We start from the raw sequence: 15,902 nt of genomic DNA on the forward strand, positions 1-15,902 counted from the left end.
CCCGACGTTACGGCATGCTGGTTTTATGAGAATGCCGGATACCGTCAATGATCGCCGTTCGGGCCGCAACCCTAGCCAAGGAAACGGTTATAATCGGCAATGAACTGATCCACCGTGCCGGCGCCAAGCGGGGTGTTGTAATATTGCTTCCAATAGGCGGCCAGCCCGTTCAGATCATTGGGATCGGACGGCAAGGCACCCGGGGCCCGATAATACCGGATGCGACACATCGCGGTTGCATAGGCAAGATTGGTGGCAAGCTGTGCGGATTTGTCGGGTTTACCATCCGATCCGACCGGCTGTGCCGCCAGGAAACCATCAACCTTGGCCTTCAAAGCCGCACGGGTCGAATAATCCAGATAATTGACATAGCAATCATTCAGGGTTGCCGGTTCCATCTGATAGATGCCCAGTGCCGGACCGCCGCCAACCTGCTGGATATAGTCGCCCAGATGACTTTCATGGGCAGCGGTACCCATCAGAAGGTTTTCGGCCACATCGGGGGCCGGAAGATCAAGCACGGCCAAAACCGGCTGCACGATCAAAGTTCTCAGCTGATCCTTGTTAATCGGCACGGCGGCCTCCTGTTCATCTGTGACTTACAGATGACACGACGCCCTGCCCCAAAGGGTGTGACGATTTTTCCCGAAAATCTGCGACATGCCGAGGTAGTTCTACCCTTGCGAGCAAATCATCAATCCTAATGGATAGTTATTTTCCCAAATTGAAGCCCAACCTAAAACCAAGATGCGCATAACAAATGCTGAGAGAGATCAACCTGCTATCGGGGAGAATGGCATGCATCCGGAACTAAAACGCCGTCTTGAATTCATCGGCTTTGACGAGAACAAGGTCAAACAGCTCAAACGGGCATGGCCGGTAATCGAAAAGAACCTTCCGCCCATTCTGGACGAATTCTACAAAAAGGTGATGGGCCGACCGGAACTGGCAAAAATCGTCGGGGATCCGTCCAATATCAGCCGCCTCAAGGACGCCCAGCGCAAACACTGGGCCAAACTGTTCGAAGGGTCGTTTGATGACTCGTTTTACGAGGATGTCCGACGCATCGGCAAGGCCCATGAACGGATCGGGTTGACGCCGGAATCCTATGTGTCGGCCTATAATTTCATGCTTGGTGAAATATCGGCCCTGCTGTTCAGGCAGTTCCACCGCGATTCACAGGTTTCCCTGATGGTGGTTGCATCGATCAATGCGCTTCTGGTCGATGTCGAAATGGCGATCACGGTCTATTACGAGGAAACGCAAAATACCTATCACAACAAACTGCAACAGATGTCGCATGATTTCGAGGAAACCATCGGCACCGTCGTTGCCGCCGTCGCCTCATCGGCCGAAGACATGTCACAAGCGTCCAATACGCTGATTTCCAGCATGACCGAAACCCAGGACGAGGTCCAAAGAGCCCGCGGGGCTGCCGAAATTTCCGCGGACAATGCCACCACCGTTGCCGGTGCGGCCGAAGAACTCGACAGTTCCATTCGTGAAATTTCCAGTCAGGTGTCGCGGGCATCGACCATTTCCAACGAGGTCGAACAATCCGTTCGGCGAACATCGGACACCATCGAAACACTGAACGCCGCGGCAGACCAGATTGGAACGGTCGTCGATCTGATTGACAAGATCGCAAGCCAAACCAACCTTCTGGCGCTGAATGCGACAATCGAAGCCGCCCGGGCCGGTGAAGCCGGCAAAGGCTTTGCCGTGGTCGCAAGCGAGGTCAAAAACCTTGCCAATCAGACCGCCAAGGCAACCGGCGATATCACCGAACAGATCAATGCCGTTCAACAAAGCACATCAGCAGCCGTCAGTGCCATTCAGACCGTAGCCGGACAAATCGGCACCATTGTTGAATCGGTGACGGCAATTTCGGCCGCAGTCGAACAACAGGCCGCCGCCACCACAGAAATCAGTGGCAATATCAACGCGGTATCTGCCGCCAATCAGGACGTGAATACCAGTCTTGAAACCGTCAATGGCACGGCAAGCAAGACAAGCTCCGTGGCATCCCAGGTGTTTGAGGTGTCAAAAACCCTTAAGCAGAATTCCGAACGTTTGCGCAGTGATGTTGATGCCTTTGTGTCGCGTCTGACAGTGACGTCATGACTTTCTGACCGTTGATGCGCGGTCGTGCGGGTGCGGAACGCCGGTTTCCGCACCCCTTTTTTTTGGCTGACGGCTGATGGATTGTGATCAGCACAGCCCCGTCCTTTGCCAGATGATCCGGGCCTTAAAGAAAATAATATTCAAAATCATTCGCAATTGAATGGTTTCTTTGCTATGAAAATTTCCGGCTGTGTGGATGGCGCGCATTCTTGATGCGCCGGCCATGGCAGCGGTTTTGGTGCTGATCAACCCGATGGTGAAGGCGCAGCACCCTGCCCCGACACAGCCAGACAGATTGTCGCTTACATCATGCAACCTTCCAGAATGCAGAAACGATATGAAATTTAACCGTTTACTGAGTTTCGTTGCCGCCGCTGTCCTGTGCGCCACCACGGCCCGGGCTGGTGAAACAATTACCCTGACCGATGTTGCCGGACGCGAAGTTACCGTCGAAGTCCCGATCAAACACATGATCCTGGGCGAAGGTCGCTTTTTGCCATCGATCGGCATTCTGGATCCGGAAAATCCGGTGCGCTGGATCGCGGGCATGATGGGCGAATTCAAACAACTTGATCCGGGCTCTTACGCCCAGTACGAAGCCAAATTTCCCGAAATCGACGACATTCCGTTGATCGGGCGTAGCGGTGAAGCAACCTTTTCGGTCGAAAAGGCACTGACGGTTGAACCCGATGTTGCGATATTTGGCATGTCGGGCGGCCATGGGCCGGGATCAAAAAGCCATGAAATCCTGTCGGTTCTGGGGGCGGCCCATATCCCGGTCGTGATGATCGATTTCCGCAGCAAGCCGTTTGAAAACACCCCAAAAAGCATCCGCATTCTGGGCAAGCTGATGGGCAAGGAAGACCAGGCCGAAGCATTCGTAAAATTCTACGAAGAAAACCTGCACAAGGTGACCGACAAAACCGCACAGATCACCGACAAGCCCAGTGTCTTTCTTGAAAGCCGGGTTGGCCTGCAACAGAATTGCTGCGAGGCCATGGGCAATGAAATGATCGGCAAATTTGTCGAACTTGCCGGCGGCAACAATGTGTTTGGTGACGAAATCCCCGGCGTCATCGCACAGGTATCGATCGAGCAGCTTCTTCTCAAGAACCCGGACTATTATGTGACGACCGCGGTCGGATCGGCCGGGCTTGATCCGGAACTCAATTCCAAACGCATTGTTCTTGGCGCATCGACCAGTGCCCAACAGGCCGCAGCGTCGCTTGCGCACAGCATGGAACGTACCGGCCTTTCGGAGCTTTCAGCGGTGAAAAGCGGCCATGTCTATTCCGTATGGCACCATGTCTATAACAACCCGATCAATGTCACGACCCTTCAGGCGATGGCAAAGTGGTTCCATCCCGAAACCTTTGCCGATCTTGATCCGGACGCGACACTGAGAACCTTCTTTGAGCGTTTCCAGGCGGTTGATCTGAATGGTGTTTACTGGATTGGCCTTGATCAGGCGTCATCTTTGTAAACGCCATAAAACATCGGACCAAATAATGAAAGACCAGACCACCGGCGCAGCACATGCTGCGCCGTCGCTGTCACACCAGTATCGGGCATTCGTATTCAAGCGGATTTTCTGGCTGTGCATATTCCTGACTGCCCTGATTATTTCCTTTGTTGCCAATGTGATCACCGGCCCGGCCATGCTGTCCTTTGTCGATGTAGTGACGGGCATCCTTGATCCGGAAACGCTTTCCGGCGCCATGAAGGTGATCGTGTTTGACGTGCGTTTGCCCTTTGCGGTGCTGGCGATCCTGATCGGCGCGACGCTGGGCCTTGCCGGGGCGGAATTGCAGACGGTGCTCAACAACCCGCTGGCCAGCCCGTCGACCCTTGGCATCATGCATGCCGCGACCCTTGGTGCATCGGTCGCCATTGTCTTTCAGCTTGATCAATATGGCCTGCCGGAAAACTACATTGTGCCGGTATTTGCCTTTGCCGGGGCGTTGTGCGCGATTTTCCTGATCCAGATGCTGGCGGGATTTTACGGCGCGACCATTGATACGGTCGTGCTGTTTGGTATTGCGCTGGTTTTTGCACTGGATGCGCTGGTGTCGCTTATCCAGTTTGTTGCCGATACCGACAGCCTGCAACAGATCGTGTTCTGGACCATGGGCAGCCTTGCACGCGCCAGTTGGGAAAAGATCGCGATTGTCGGCGTGGTGTTCCTGTGCTGTGTGCCGTTCAGCATCCGCCATGTCTGGAAAATGACAGCCCTTCGTGGCGGCGAAGATTACGCCAAAAGCTATGGGGTGTCGGTTGAACGTTTGCGGATGCTGGTATTGCTGCGCGTCGGGGTTCTGACCGCGGTTGCCGTATCCTTTACCGGCGTGATCGGCTTTGTCGGGCTGGTCGGGCCGCATATTGCGCGCCTGGCCTTTGGCGAGGACCATCGTTACTACATCCCGGGCAGCATCCTTGCCGGGGCGTTTATCCTGTCCTGTGCGTCCCTGGCCAGCAAATCGATTGTCCCGGGCATCATGATCCCCGACGGCATTGTCACGGCCCTGATCGGCATTCCGCTGTTCCTGGCCTTGCTGATTTCGCAAAAGCGTCGTGGATAAGGGGCCGATCATGACCAAACTTGATATCCGCGATCTTGTGATTGCCCATGGCAAAAACACCATCCTGTCCAACATCACGCTGGCCGATTTCGAACCGGGCAGCGTGATCGGCGTGCTTGGCCCCAATGGTGTTGGCAAATCAAGCTTCCTGCGTTCGCTTGCGGGGCTTGCCTCCTATGGCGGGTCGATCACCTATGACGGGGACGAAAACCGCAAGCTCAGCCATAATCAGCGCGCACGCAAGGTTGCCTATTTGCCGCAAACCTTGCCCCAGGCCACCAATCTTGTGGCTTATGAGGCGGTTATTTCGGCCTGCCGGGCGGTGCGCCATGATCTGACACGCGACCATGTGGAAACCCTGACCGAACGGGTTTTTGACCGTCTGAACATCCGCCATATCGCGTTTCAACCGCTTAGCCGCATGTCCGGTGGTCAGCGCCAGATGGTCGGGCTTGCCCAGATCATTGTCCGCGAACCCGACATCATGCTGCTTGATGAACCGACAAGCGCGCTTGATCTGCGCTGGCAGCTCGGGGTTCTCGATGTGGTGCGCACCCTTGTCAAAGACAAACAGGGACTGGCGCTGATTGCGCTGCATGACATCAATCTGGCGATGCGCCATTGCGACAGCCTGATCCTGTTTGGCGAAGGCGGTGTGTTGTCACATGGCGCCCCACGACACGCCATGACACCCGAAATGCTGTCGCGTGCCTATCATGTCAGCGGGCGGCTTGAAACATGCTCGCACGGGTCACCATTCGTCATTGTCGACGGGCTCAACACCATAGAGGGACACCGATAAATGTTTACCACCAGGGGATCGGTCAAAACCGATAACGCCGCCAAATATCTTGTGCAGCTATGCAAGCATTTCGCCCACAAGGTCACAGTCGATCTTGGTGAAACATCGGGCGATGTTGCTTTTCCGATGGGGCCATGCACCATCACGGCAACGGATGACGCCCTGATTTTCGATGGTCAGTCCGAAAAGGCCGAAGGAATCGAAAAGATGAAAGGCGTGATTATCGTCCATCTCGACAAATTCGCCTGGCGCGAGGCGCCGCTGGACTATCGGTGGGAAGACGGTCAGGCCTGATCTTGGTCTCCCTCACCTACCCCGTCACACGCCACACATCACACGCCACAGTGCGAAATAAAAAACGCCAGCCTTTCGGGGCTGGCGTTTTGCATTAGCGCAGATTGTAGACCACCGGCACGGTCAACATGATCTTGTCTTCGGTCATGGTGTCGGGGAATGGCGGGAATTGGCGTACCCGTTCAATCATCCGCTGGGTTTCGCGATCAAGCAGCTTGGATCCGCTTGATGACAGCACCCGGGTTTCAAGCACCGTTCCGTCACGTGCAATCACGATATAGATGCTGTTCTGACCTTCGATGCCGCGCCGCTTGGCCCGGTCGGGATATTCGCGATAGCGGTTCAGCATTTGCAGAACCGATGACTGGTAATCGACCATCGCGGCCTTGCTGGCGGCTCCGCCGCCGCTGCCATTCGATGCCGAGGCCGCCTGGCTTTGGGCGACTTCACCCACGGTGCCTTCGGACCGGCTTGAATTGGTCAGGCCGCTTGGCTGAATGACCGGTTCGGGCTTTTTCTGAACCGGTTCCGGCTTTTTCGGTGCTTCGACCTTGGTGACCGGCGGCTTGGGCTTCATCCGGACCGGAAGAACTTCGGCCAGTTCCTGAACCACAACCGGCTCAGGTTCCGGTTCGGGCTTGGGTTCGACGACTTCTTCGACGACGGGCTCGGGTTCCGGTTCAGGCTCGGGTTCGACAATTTCGGGTTCGGGCTCTGGTTCCGGCTCGACGATTTCTTCGGGTTCCTCGACCGGTTCGGGCTCGGGTTCCGGTTCAACGACCGGCTCCGGTTCCGGTTCGGGTTCAGGCTCGGTAACCTCGACCGGTTCTTCGGCAGCACGGCTTTCAACAGAATCCGCACTTTGTTCATCAATTTCGGACTCACCACTTACGGCATGCCCGGCACCAAGCGAAATGCTGATGCTTTGGACCGATCCGGCACCGCCCCAACCCGATGGTTGCGGATCGGGCATGGCCAGAACAATCCCCCCGGCCAGAACAATACCGGTCAGCCCGGTTGCGATCAGGAAATCAACGCGTTTTGACATATCAATCCTGTCCCGCCTCGATTGCGGTCATCAGCTGTACCTTGTCAACGCCCAGTTCCTGCAACCGTTTGAGCAAGGCAACAACCTTGGCACCTTCGGTATCGCGATCGGCACGGATTTCGACAGGACGACCGATATAATCAACCGGCAACATCGATGACAGGCGATCAAGGCCGCCCTTAAGATCATCAATCCCGATTTCACCCGACTTCCCGAACCACAGGACAATCGTGTCTTCGGGGCGGGCTTCGGCAGTCTGGCTTGCCGGCGGGTCGACTTCAAATGGGCCGAGCTTTTGCAGGCTTCCGGCAATCATGAAAAAGATCAGAAGCAGAAAGACGATATTGATCAAAGGCAACATCGGTTCCTGGACCGGGCCGTCCTCGGCGATCTGAATGCGGCGTTTCATTCGATGAACTCCACATCTGTAACCCCGCCACGGCCAAGTGCATCCATCACATCAACCAGATGCTGAAGACTTGCGCCATTGACCGGACGCAGACGCACGGGTGATCCGCCATAGTCGCTTTGCAATGCCGGGACAAGTCCCGACAGCGATACGGTTTCCCCGTTGATCGAAAGACCGCCATTGGCATCGACATTGACCGTTACCGGGCGTACGTCGCTTTGGCTGGTCGATCTGCCATCGGTGATGCTGACCGACATCTCGAAGCCCTTCCAGTCAAGGAAGCTTGATGCCAGCATGAAGAAAATCAGCAAAATGAAGACAACATCAATCAGCGGGGTCAGACCGATCATCGGTGATGAACCGCGATTACGTTCGCGCAATTGCATAGGCGTATTCCGGCGGATTGGGTTTATTCGGCTGCGTGGCGAAGTTCGGATACGTTGGACGCCCCCAGAGTGGTCCTGTGGGCCAGTTCGCCCCGATTGACCACCATGGTGCAGACATCTTCCATCACCGCTGCTGCACGGCCGATAACGCCCTGCATCCACATATGGAATGCGGTTGCCGGGATCGCGACCACAAGACCGATCGCAGTTGTCAGCAACGCCAGCCAGATCCCGCCCGACAGGACAGACGGATCAATGCGGCTGCCCGCACCTTCCATTTTCTGGAAGGCCTCGATCATGCCCATCACGGTTCCAAGCAGGCCCAGAAGCGGGCTAAGGACCGCGATGGCCGACATGATGCGCAAACCGCCATTCAGGCTGTCGATTTCCTTGCGCGCACGTGCGGCAATAAGATCGGATGCGGCTTCGCGTTCATCAGCCGATGCCACGGACAGTGACAGGCCCGAAAGCCCGATACGTGCCGCCGGATGACGACGGCGCGCCAGAAGGTCTGCGGCCTGTGCTTCGTCGCCATCTGAAAGGTGGCGTTCGACATCACGCACAAACCCGTCGGCAAAGACACCACGGCGCAAGAAACCAACCAGCTTGTAGAAGAACAGGACAAGCCCGATCAAAGCCATCGCTGCCAGCACCCAGCCGACAACCCCGGCCCGGTCAACCTGTTCGATCACCGGCAACCCGACAAAGGCATCGGTCATGGAATTGGCCTGGGTCGTTGCCGTTGTGTCCATCGGAAGTCCCGTAGCGGGATCAAGGATCACTGTACCATCACTGGACAGGGTTCCGGTCGCAGTTGCGTCAGGTGCAATTGCGCCATCGGATGCAAGCGGGCTTTGCGCATCATCAGATGCGGCCAACGGATTTACAGGTTCAGGCATTTAACTTTCCGATCAAATATACGATCAGCATCAGACGTCCTGCTCTGATGCATTTGAAACTGATTTGCATTCTTTACAGGAAATAGAATTGCGATGCAATCGCAACCAACAAAACATACAGCTTTTTCGTGCATGGCTGCTTTGCTTCGCACCAGAGCGATCAGATATCGAAACAGACAGAACGGGAAAGTCGGACCATACCGGCAACGCGGGCGAAAATGCCCGATAGGGCAAACAAGTGCGGCGAAGAATTAAGTGATCCAAATGCCGGATATGCAAAACCCCCGGAACTTCTGGGTTCCAGGGGTTTTGAATTGGTGAGCCCGACAGGATTCGAACCTGTGGCCAACTGATTAAAAGTCAGTTGCTCTACCAACTGAGCTACGGGCCCTCAACGTTGGTGAGCGGCGTTTTAATGGGACTGGCGTCATCGGTCAACCCCCCTTTTTACGTGTTTTTGCACATCTGCCATGAATTCGCGCCAAAACCCCGGAAAACCCCGGTTTTGATCGGTTAAAAAATGAGCTGAAAATGCCACTAATGCGCACTACTCACAGCATGAACCCAGTATGACTAAAATTTGAACGCTGAAACGAGTTAAGAAAATTTGTTTGATTTACATCCTGAGCAAATAGATGCCATCGCAAAAACAACCAAACAAATAGTTGAATGGATCAAACTTCAACCATAGATAAAACCAAGTCGCCAAACTTGATAACAATAAGGTAACAGCACAGATGAAAACGGTATGCGCAAGCCTTTACATTCTTAGCCTAGCCTTGCTTTCTTCACCCGCAGTTGCTGAACCTATGGCAGTGCCATCTGAGGCATGGGAAGAATTATCAAACGACTTAAAGGTCCTTGATGCACCAACGTTAATGTTGGCTGCACAGCAAAAACCAAATTTTTCAGGTACAGGAAGCGATACTGAAGATTATTGGACGAAAGCGACAACAAGCAAACCCACTCCAATATTCCCCTCGCCAAACAGCATGGATTCAATCGGATCAATTAACGCCGGAACCTCAGTAGAGATCAAAGAAATATCAGATGGCAGGTACTCAATCGCCAACAAAGATTTTGAGGGATGGGTAGACGCTAGCGCATTCGCTATAGATTTAGGCGGAATGGCACAGGATGTGATGAATGGTCTAATAAAGGAAGTGGCACGGCTACAAGAAAAATACAGAACAAACCAATATTTTGTGATTACAGGATTTTCTGCCGAACTAGGCATCTCTCCGTCCGTAGCAATCAACTTCGAGATCCGAAATTCTCAATAAAGAAAAAGCCCCCGAAACCGGAAAGGTTTCAGGGGCTTATTGGTGAGCCCGACAGGATTCGAACCTGTGGCCAACTGATTAAAAGTCAGTTGCTCTACCAACTGAGCTACGGGCCCTCAACGTTGGTGAAGCGCGTTTTAATGGGAGAGCACGCGCTGGTCAACACCTGTTTTCCATATTTTTCCTCTTTTTCTGCTTTCGCGCCCTAAAACGCGAAAGCCGCCCCACAAAGGGACGGCTTTCGGTTGCAAATGATCGGTTTGCGCGATTATTGCGCGTCTGCAGCAACCTGCATTTTGACAATCACGTCCGGATCGGCAACCGACCCGTTGGCCCAGGGGGCGCCTTTTTTGATCATGTCGACATATTCCATGCCTTCGGTCACCTGACCCCAGATGGTGTATTGGCCATCCAGATGCGGTGCATCGGCAAAGCAGATGAAGAATTGCGAATCAGCACTGTTCGGATTGGCCGAACGGGCCATGGAAACGGTGCCGCGACCATGATGTTCCTTGGAGAATTCGGCATCAAGTTTCTGACCCGATCCGCCAGTACCATTGCCCTTGGGGTCGCCGGTCTGCGCCATGAAGCCTTCGATCACACGATGGAACTTCAGACCATCATAGAACCCCTCGCGGGTCAGTTCCTTGATGCGGGCAACATGTTTCGGCGCAAGGTCCGGGCGAAGCTGAATAACAACGCGGCCATCTTTCAGATCAAGATAAAGCGTGTTTTCCAAATCCTGCGCGACAGCGTCGTTTCCATTGGACATGGTTACAATTCCTAGTACGAGAGCAATTATTGAGAATAGACGAAAAAGACGCATGGCCTGCGTTATTCCTTTTCTTCTGCCAGCTTTTCATGCAAGCGCTTAAGCACGTTGGCTGGCACAAATTCACTTACATTACCACCCAGCCGGGCGATTTCCTTGACGAAGCGCGACGAAACAAACTGCTGTTTGTCGGATGCCATCAAAAACACGGTTTCGACTTCCGGCGACAGCCGAGCATTCATGCCCGCCATCTGGAATTCATATTCAAAGTCCGATACCGCGCGAAGACCGCGGATGATCGTGCTTGAACCGTTTTCTTTGGCGAAATCCATCAGAAGCGAAGAAAATGGCTTAACTGAGGTGCGCGCGGCAACTTCGCCGCCCGCCGCTTTCAGGGCCTCTTCGACCAGTTTGCAGCGTTCATCAACGCCGAACATCGGACCTTTGCCGGCGTTGATCGCAACGCCGACAATAAGCTGGTCCACAATCCGGGTCGCACGACGAATAATATCCATATGCCCCTGGGTCACCGGGTCGAATGTGCCCGGATAAATCCCGATGCGCGATATGGTAGAAGACGTTTCAGTCATCGAATTTCCAATTATTCGTCGCTTTCGGTGCCATCAGTTGCCGGTGCATCATCACCCGCATCACTGGCACTGGTTTCTGCGGTGTCGGTTGATGCATCATCGGTGTTTTCAACACCATCCACATCGCCCTCTTCACCTTCTTCGTCACCGCCAAGGTTTGACAGACGTTCAACCGCGACGACCTGTTCGTCATCGGCAGTACGGAACAATGTCACGCCCTGTGTCTTGCGGCCGGCGATACGGATGTCGTGGGTCGGCATACGGATGACCTTGCCACCATTGGTGACCATCATCAGTTCGTCGCCTTCTTCGATGACGAAGGATGCAGCAACATTACCGTTACGTTCGGACATCTCGATATTGGCAAAGCCCTGCCCGCCGCGACCGGTTACACGATATTCATAGGCAGACGTGCGTTTGCCATAACCGTTTTCGGTCACAGACAGGATCAGCTGATCACCAGCAAGAATTTCCTGATAGCGTTCAGCGCTGAGCACTTCGAGCGGAAGATTGTCTTCGGTGATTTCCTCGCGGCGCAGTTTGCCTGCGATCGAAAGGTATTCATCACGTTCTTCCATGGTGACATGGTTGCCAAACAGAACCGACATCGCGATGACCGAATCTTCGTCCGCCAGACGAATACCGCGCACACCAACCGAATTACGGCCGGTAAAGACGCGGACATCCCCGACACGGAAGCGAATGCATTTGCCCATTCGCGTGGTCAGAAGAATATCGTCATCATCGGTACAGGTCTGAACCGCGATCAGCTTGTCACCACGATCTTCTTCAAGCTTCATGGCGATCTTGCCGTTGGATTTCACATTCACGAAATCGGCAAGACTGTTACGGCGGACATTCCCGGTCGAGGTGGCAAACATCACATGCAGGTTCGGCCATTCTTCCTCGTCGGGAAGCGGCAGGACCGTGGTGATATATTCGCCTTCGGACAGCGGCAGCAGGTTCACAAGGGCCTTGCCGCGCGATTGCGGTGTACCGACCGGCAGACGCCAGACCTTCATCTTATAGACCATGCCCTCGGAGCTGAAGAACAGAACCGGGGTATGGGTATTGGCCACGAACAGCTTGGAAACGAAATCTTCCTCGCGGGTGGCCATGCCCGAACGGCCTTTGCCACCGCGACGCTGCGCGCGATAGGTCGACAGCGGAACACGCTGGATATAGCCGCTGTGCGACACGGTGACGACCATGTCTTCGCGGGCAATCAGATCTTCGATGTCATGTTCGAATTCTGCTTCCTGAATTTCGCTGCGACGCGGGTCGGCGAATTCATTGCGCATTTCGCTCAGTTCGTCCTTGAGAATCGTAAGCTTGCGCTCGCGCGAGGCCAGGATATCAAGGAAGTCTTTGATCTTTTCACCCAACTCGGTCAATTCGCCCGCGATCTTGTCGCGTTCGAGACCGGTCAGGCGATGCAGACGCAGTTCAAGGATTGCACGGGCCTGTGCTTCGGACAGGCGATACATGCCATCCGATGACCCGATCTGGTTCGGATCGGCGATCAGTTCGATCAACGGAACAATATCGCCCGCCGCCCAGTCACGCGCCATAAGCTGTTCACGCGCAATGGTCGGATCGGCCGCATTGCGGATCAGCTTGATGACTTCGTCAATGTTGGAAACGGCAATCCCCAGACCAACCACAACATGGGCACGTTCACGCGCCTTTTTGAGAAGATGGATGGTCCGGCGGGTAATGACTTCTTCGCGGAATTCGACAAAGGCCTGAATGATGTCTTTCAGGTTCATCAGTTCCGGCTTGCCACGGTTCAACGCCAGCATATTGACGCCAAACGACGTCTGAAGGGCGGTAAAGCGGAACAGCTGGTTCAGGACAACGTCGGAATTCGCATCACGTTTGAGTTCGATCACCATCCGGACACCGGAACGGTCCGACTCATCACGCAGATCGGAAATGCCTTCGAGTTTCTTGTCACGTACCAGTTCGGCGATCTTTTCCATCAGGGTCGCCTTGTTCACCTGATAGGGAACTTCGGTAACGATGATCGCTTCGCGGTTGGCACGGATTTCCTCGACATGGGTGCGTGCACGCATGACGACCGACCCGCGGCCGGTCTTGAATGCCGAATGGATGCCCGAACGCCCCAGAATAAGGCCACCGGTCGGGAAGTCCGGCCCATGGACAAATTCCATCAGCCCTTCGACGGTGATGTCGGGATTGTCGACATAGGCCATGCAGCCATCAATGACTTCGCCAAGGTTATGGGGCGGAATATTGGTCGCCATACCAACGGCAATACCGCCCGCACCATTGACCAGCATGTTCGGAAAACGTGCCGGGATAACAGACGGTTCCTTGGTGGTTTCGTCATAGTTATCGCGAAAATCAATCGTGTCTTTATCGATATCATCAAGCAGGAAATGGGCTGCCTTGGCCATGCGGGCTTCGGTGTAACGCATGGCGGCGGCCTTGTCGCCATCCATGGAACCAAAGTTCCCCTGCCCGTCAATCAGCGGCAGACGCATGGAGAAGTTCTGGGCCATACGGACCATCGCGTCGTAAATCGCGCTGTCACCATGCGGGTGGTATTTACCCATCACGTCCCCGACCACACGGGCCGATTTGCGGAACGGCTTGTTATATTCGAAACCGTTTTCGTGCATGGCGTACAGAATACGACGATGCACAGGCTTCAAACCGTCCCGGACGTCAGGCAGCGCACGGCTAACAATCACGCTCATTGCGTAATCAAGGTAGCTGCGGCGCATTTCTTGTTCGATGGAAACCGGGAAAATATCGCGGCTCTCGGAATTGGTCTCTTGGGTGGACAAAGGCCGTGACCTCTTAAACGCTTGATCAGAAATGATTCAATCGGCGTGACATGCACCTGTTTTCAAGCACATGCCGGACCAGAAAGGCGGAAAGTATCAGGTTTGTCGCCCACAAACAATATTGACAAATCCCGACATTCCACGTTGGGCGATAAAGTTCGGCTTTTATCGCGATTTTGTGTTTTTTCTACGGATTAGACTTGCTTTTTTCACGATCGGGACTGTCAAGAACTGGCGCGATCGGATCGCCTTTGACGCCATCAACGCCTGTCCGCTTTGCCGTGCGGCCAAATCGCAATTGCGATGCGGCAATCCCGCATAAAATGATCACCAGTGCCACCAGCGCATTGGGCTGGGGCACTTCGCCCAGCACGATAAAACTGATCAGAACCCCGACTGCCGGCACCAGATAATTGTTAAACACCAGGAAACTCGCCCCGGCCACCGCAATCAGATGCAGGATCATGAACATGGCAATCCCGGTCGGGAACATGCCCAGATACATGATCGATATCGCCGCCCCAAGGTCCCATTCCATGGTCCATGGCCGATCAATGATCAGGGCAAAGGGCATCAGCATGAGGGCCGCGAAACTCAGGATCACGGCGGTCGACCCGATGCGCGGCTGATCGCGCAGATTGCGTGCGACCAGCGACGAAATCGCATATCCGACCGCAGCCACCAGAATGGCCAACTGAAACAGGAATTCGCCCCCCAGCCCCGAAAGCGTTTCCGGCCCGACCAGAACAATGACGCCAATGGTGCCCATGATCACCCCGATCACCTTGCCCAGCGTCAGCTTTTCATCATGGGTAAAGAAATGCGCCAGAACCACGGTGGTCAGCGGCACGGTCGACATCAGAATGGCCGCAAGCCCCGCATCAACGCGAATTTCACCATAACTGATCAGAAAGAACGGAATGGCATTGCCAACAAGGGCAACCATGAATGTCGATATCCAGGCCCGCCGCCCGCGCGGCATGTCGGATTTGCGGATCAGGGCAAAACACCACAACACAAGGGCCGCGAATGTCAGCCGCCCGCCCGCCACCACCAGCGGGGAATAGGCATGAACCCCGATCTTGATAAAGGTGAACGAACTGCCCCAAATCATCGCCAGCAGCAACAGCAAGCCATATTCACGAATTCCCGGACGTGTCATGTTCCCAGCCTATTTTCGCCATAGTTTTTGGGCTTTATCACGGTTGTGATCAAACCGGCATCCAGCGTTAGAGGCCAAATACCAAAGAATCAAGAAAATAGAACCCCGACAGCCCAAAGGCTGGCGCGATTGCCCCGTTCATGGGGCTGCGCATCGGGACCCAAACCGGCCGGGCCCGAACCACCCGGCCAAGACAGCAAAGCCGCCACAGAAAAACATCAACCTCACAGGATAGAACCAGAACACCCGGCCCCGTCCGGACCACACAGCCAAAAGATGCAGATTTCCGGGTTTTATACGGTCAGCAAGGTACGGATTTTTGATTGCCAGTACCCGGTGATTTTCACCGAACACCAAGGCAGATCAATGCAGCAAACCAGCAAAAGTGGAAAAAAGTAAAATCGGCGCAAGTTTTTGGTTGCGAATGATTTGCAATAGCACTACATTACGCGCAACAAAAAGACCAGGATACGAGATGATGAGTTACGTTGATCAGGAATTGTCGATTGAAGACATGCTTGCCGACCCGATCGTGCAGACATTAATGCGCTATGACGGCATTTCTGCCAGTGACGTTCGTCACACGATCGAGCAGGTAAATCAAAATCGCGCCCAAAAGGCCGAGGCGGCCCTTCCCGGGACGCACCATCACAACCGGTTGCACTGGGGTGCATCCCATGCCAACACGAGCCGCCTGCGCCACAACGCGGCCTGATCGTGCTGGCCTTGCCACCGGGCGCC

16 protein-coding genes and 2 tRNA genes are annotated in these 15,902 nt (G+C 54.6%); 7 read left to right on the plus strand and 11 right to left on the minus strand.

Annotated features, from left to right (window positions below; genetic code table 11):
- Positions 1–71: 71 nt before the first annotated feature.
- On the minus strand, positions 72–575 hold the full coding sequence (locus tag M9H61_RS05885; RefSeq protein ID WP_068520058.1) for a hypothetical protein: 504 nt from the start codon (positions 573–575) through the stop codon (positions 72–74).
- A 223-nt stretch (positions 576–798) separates the two neighbouring features.
- On the opposite strand from M9H61_RS05885, the gene M9H61_RS20645 reads away from it, so the two are divergent.
- The 5 genes from M9H61_RS20645 to M9H61_RS05915 all read left to right on the plus strand — a co-directional run bounded on the left by M9H61_RS20645 (position 799) and on the right by M9H61_RS05915 (position 5,799).
- Entirely contained in the window at positions 799–2,124 is a 1,326-nt protein-coding gene (locus tag M9H61_RS20645) for a globin-coupled sensor protein (protein ID WP_305879852.1), read from the plus strand.
- 337 nt (positions 2,125–2,461) lie between these two features.
- A complete protein-coding gene (locus tag M9H61_RS05900; protein ID WP_250283918.1) occupies positions 2,462–3,607 on the plus strand; it encodes an ABC transporter substrate-binding protein in 1,146 nt (381 codons plus the stop codon).
- Positions 3,608–3,632: 25 nt separating this feature from the next.
- Positions 3,633–4,703 carry an iron ABC transporter permease gene (locus M9H61_RS05905; RefSeq protein WP_250283920.1) on the plus strand — a complete coding sequence of 357 codons (1,071 nt, stop codon included), beginning with the start codon at positions 3,633–3,635 and terminating at the stop codon, positions 4,701–4,703.
- Positions 4,704–4,713: 10 nt separating this feature from the next.
- Complete coding sequence (locus M9H61_RS05910; protein ID WP_250283922.1) at positions 4,714–5,505, plus strand: ABC transporter ATP-binding protein; 792 nt, start codon at positions 4,714–4,716, stop codon at positions 5,503–5,505.
- Complete coding sequence (locus tag M9H61_RS05915) at positions 5,506–5,799, plus strand: DUF2218 domain-containing protein (protein ID WP_114114366.1); 294 nt, start codon at positions 5,506–5,508, stop codon at positions 5,797–5,799.
- A 94-nt stretch (positions 5,800–5,893) separates the two neighbouring features.
- Here the strand turns inward: M9H61_RS05915 and M9H61_RS05920 are convergent, their stop codons facing one another.
- The 5 genes from M9H61_RS05920 to M9H61_RS05940 form a co-directional block, all read right to left on the minus strand.
- Entirely contained in the window at positions 5,894–6,847 is a 954-nt protein-coding gene (locus M9H61_RS05920; protein WP_068520065.1) for an energy transducer TonB, read from the minus strand.
- Between the two features lies 1 nt (position 6,848).
- Positions 6,849–7,256: a biopolymer transporter ExbD gene (locus M9H61_RS05925; RefSeq protein ID WP_228196512.1), complete on the minus strand. Its 408-nt coding sequence runs from the start codon at positions 7,254–7,256 to the stop codon at positions 6,849–6,851.
- Entirely contained in the window at positions 7,253–7,642 is a 390-nt protein-coding gene (locus M9H61_RS05930; protein ID WP_068520070.1) for a biopolymer transporter ExbD, read from the minus strand. The genes M9H61_RS05925 and M9H61_RS05930 overlap by 4 nt, the downstream gene beginning before the upstream one ends.
- 23 nt (positions 7,643–7,665) lie before the next feature.
- Positions 7,666–8,541, minus strand: coding sequence for a MotA/TolQ/ExbB proton channel family protein (locus M9H61_RS05935; RefSeq protein ID WP_068520073.1), 876 nt, complete (start codon positions 8,539–8,541; stop codon positions 7,666–7,668).
- Between the two features lie 315 nt (positions 8,542–8,856).
- A tRNA-Lys gene (locus M9H61_RS05940) sits at positions 8,857–8,932 on the minus strand.
- Positions 8,933–9,278: 346 nt separating this feature from the next.
- On the opposite strand from M9H61_RS05940, the gene M9H61_RS05945 reads away from it, so the two are divergent.
- On the plus strand, positions 9,279–9,824 hold the full coding sequence (locus M9H61_RS05945; RefSeq protein WP_250283924.1) for a hypothetical protein: 546 nt from the start codon (positions 9,279–9,281) through the stop codon (positions 9,822–9,824).
- A 40-nt stretch (positions 9,825–9,864) separates the two neighbouring features.
- On the opposite strand, the gene M9H61_RS05950 is transcribed toward M9H61_RS05945, so the two are convergent.
- The 5 genes from M9H61_RS05950 to M9H61_RS05970 all read right to left on the minus strand — a co-directional run bounded on the left by M9H61_RS05950 (position 9,865) and on the right by M9H61_RS05970 (position 15,161).
- Positions 9,865–9,940: transfer RNA gene (locus M9H61_RS05950), tRNA-Lys, on the minus strand.
- A gap of 152 nt (positions 9,941–10,092) precedes the next feature.
- The gene (locus M9H61_RS05955) at positions 10,093–10,596 is read right to left on the minus strand and encodes a peptidylprolyl isomerase (protein ID WP_068518488.1); all 504 of its coding nucleotides are present in this window, start codon (positions 10,594–10,596) and stop codon (positions 10,093–10,095) included.
- A 62-nt stretch (positions 10,597–10,658) separates the two neighbouring features.
- A complete protein-coding gene (gene coaD, locus M9H61_RS05960; RefSeq protein ID WP_068518489.1) occupies positions 10,659–11,186 on the minus strand; it encodes a pantetheine-phosphate adenylyltransferase in 528 nt (175 codons plus the stop codon).
- An 11-nt stretch (positions 11,187–11,197) separates the two neighbouring features.
- Positions 11,198–13,999 (minus strand): DNA gyrase subunit A, encoded by a 2,802-nt coding sequence (gene gyrA, locus M9H61_RS05965; protein WP_068518490.1) that lies wholly within the window; start codon positions 13,997–13,999, stop codon positions 11,198–11,200.
- Between the two features lie 187 nt (positions 14,000–14,186).
- Positions 14,187–15,161, minus strand: coding sequence for a DMT family transporter (locus M9H61_RS05970; RefSeq protein ID WP_250283925.1), 975 nt, complete (start codon positions 15,159–15,161; stop codon positions 14,187–14,189).
- Between the two features lie 475 nt (positions 15,162–15,636).
- Here M9H61_RS05970 and M9H61_RS05975 point away from each other — a divergent pair, with 475 nt between their 5' ends.
- A complete protein-coding gene (locus tag M9H61_RS05975; protein WP_250283928.1) occupies positions 15,637–15,876 on the plus strand; it encodes a hypothetical protein in 240 nt (79 codons plus the stop codon).
- The last annotated feature ends 26 nt before the right edge of the window (positions 15,877–15,902 follow it).

The sequence above is a fragment of the Thalassospira sp. GO-4 genome, from assembly GCF_023588965.1.
Taxonomy (GTDB): domain Bacteria; phylum Pseudomonadota; class Alphaproteobacteria; order Rhodospirillales; family Thalassospiraceae; genus Thalassospira; species Thalassospira povalilytica.

Excerpts from the sequence above, each read along its gene's own strand:
- M9H61_RS05975 (WP_250283928.1), top strand. The coding sequence starts at position 15,637 with ATGATGAGTTACGTTGATCAGGAATTGTCGATTGAAGACATGCTTGCC.
- M9H61_RS05905 (WP_250283920.1), top strand. The coding sequence starts at position 3,633 with ATGAAAGACCAGACCACCGGCGCAGCACATGCTGCGCCGTCGCTGTCA.
- coaD (WP_068518489.1), bottom strand. The coding sequence starts at position 11,186 with ATGACTGAAACGTCTTCTACCATATCGCGCATCGGGATTTATCCGGGC.
- M9H61_RS05935 (WP_068520073.1), bottom strand. The coding sequence starts at position 8,541 with ATGCCTGAACCTGTAAATCCGTTGGCCGCATCTGATGATGCGCAAAGC.
- M9H61_RS05910 (WP_250283922.1), top strand. The coding sequence starts at position 4,714 with ATGACCAAACTTGATATCCGCGATCTTGTGATTGCCCATGGCAAAAAC.
- M9H61_RS05915 (WP_114114366.1), top strand. The coding sequence starts at position 5,506 with ATGTTTACCACCAGGGGATCGGTCAAAACCGATAACGCCGCCAAATAT.
- M9H61_RS05945 (WP_250283924.1), top strand. The coding sequence starts at position 9,279 with ATGAAAACGGTATGCGCAAGCCTTTACATTCTTAGCCTAGCCTTGCTT.
- M9H61_RS05930 (WP_068520070.1), bottom strand. The coding sequence starts at position 7,642 with ATGCAATTGCGCGAACGTAATCGCGGTTCATCACCGATGATCGGTCTG.
- M9H61_RS05970 (WP_250283925.1), bottom strand. The coding sequence starts at position 15,161 with ATGACACGTCCGGGAATTCGTGAATATGGCTTGCTGTTGCTGCTGGCG.
- M9H61_RS05900 (WP_250283918.1), top strand. The coding sequence starts at position 2,462 with ATGAAATTTAACCGTTTACTGAGTTTCGTTGCCGCCGCTGTCCTGTGC.
- M9H61_RS05955 (WP_068518488.1), bottom strand. The coding sequence starts at position 10,596 with ATGTCCAATGGAAACGACGCTGTCGCGCAGGATTTGGAAAACACGCTT.
- M9H61_RS05920 (WP_068520065.1), bottom strand. The coding sequence starts at position 6,847 with ATGTCAAAACGCGTTGATTTCCTGATCGCAACCGGGCTGACCGGTATT.
- M9H61_RS20645 (WP_305879852.1), top strand. The coding sequence starts at position 799 with ATGCATCCGGAACTAAAACGCCGTCTTGAATTCATCGGCTTTGACGAG.
- M9H61_RS05925 (WP_228196512.1), bottom strand. The coding sequence starts at position 7,256 with ATGAAACGCCGCATTCAGATCGCCGAGGACGGCCCGGTCCAGGAACCG.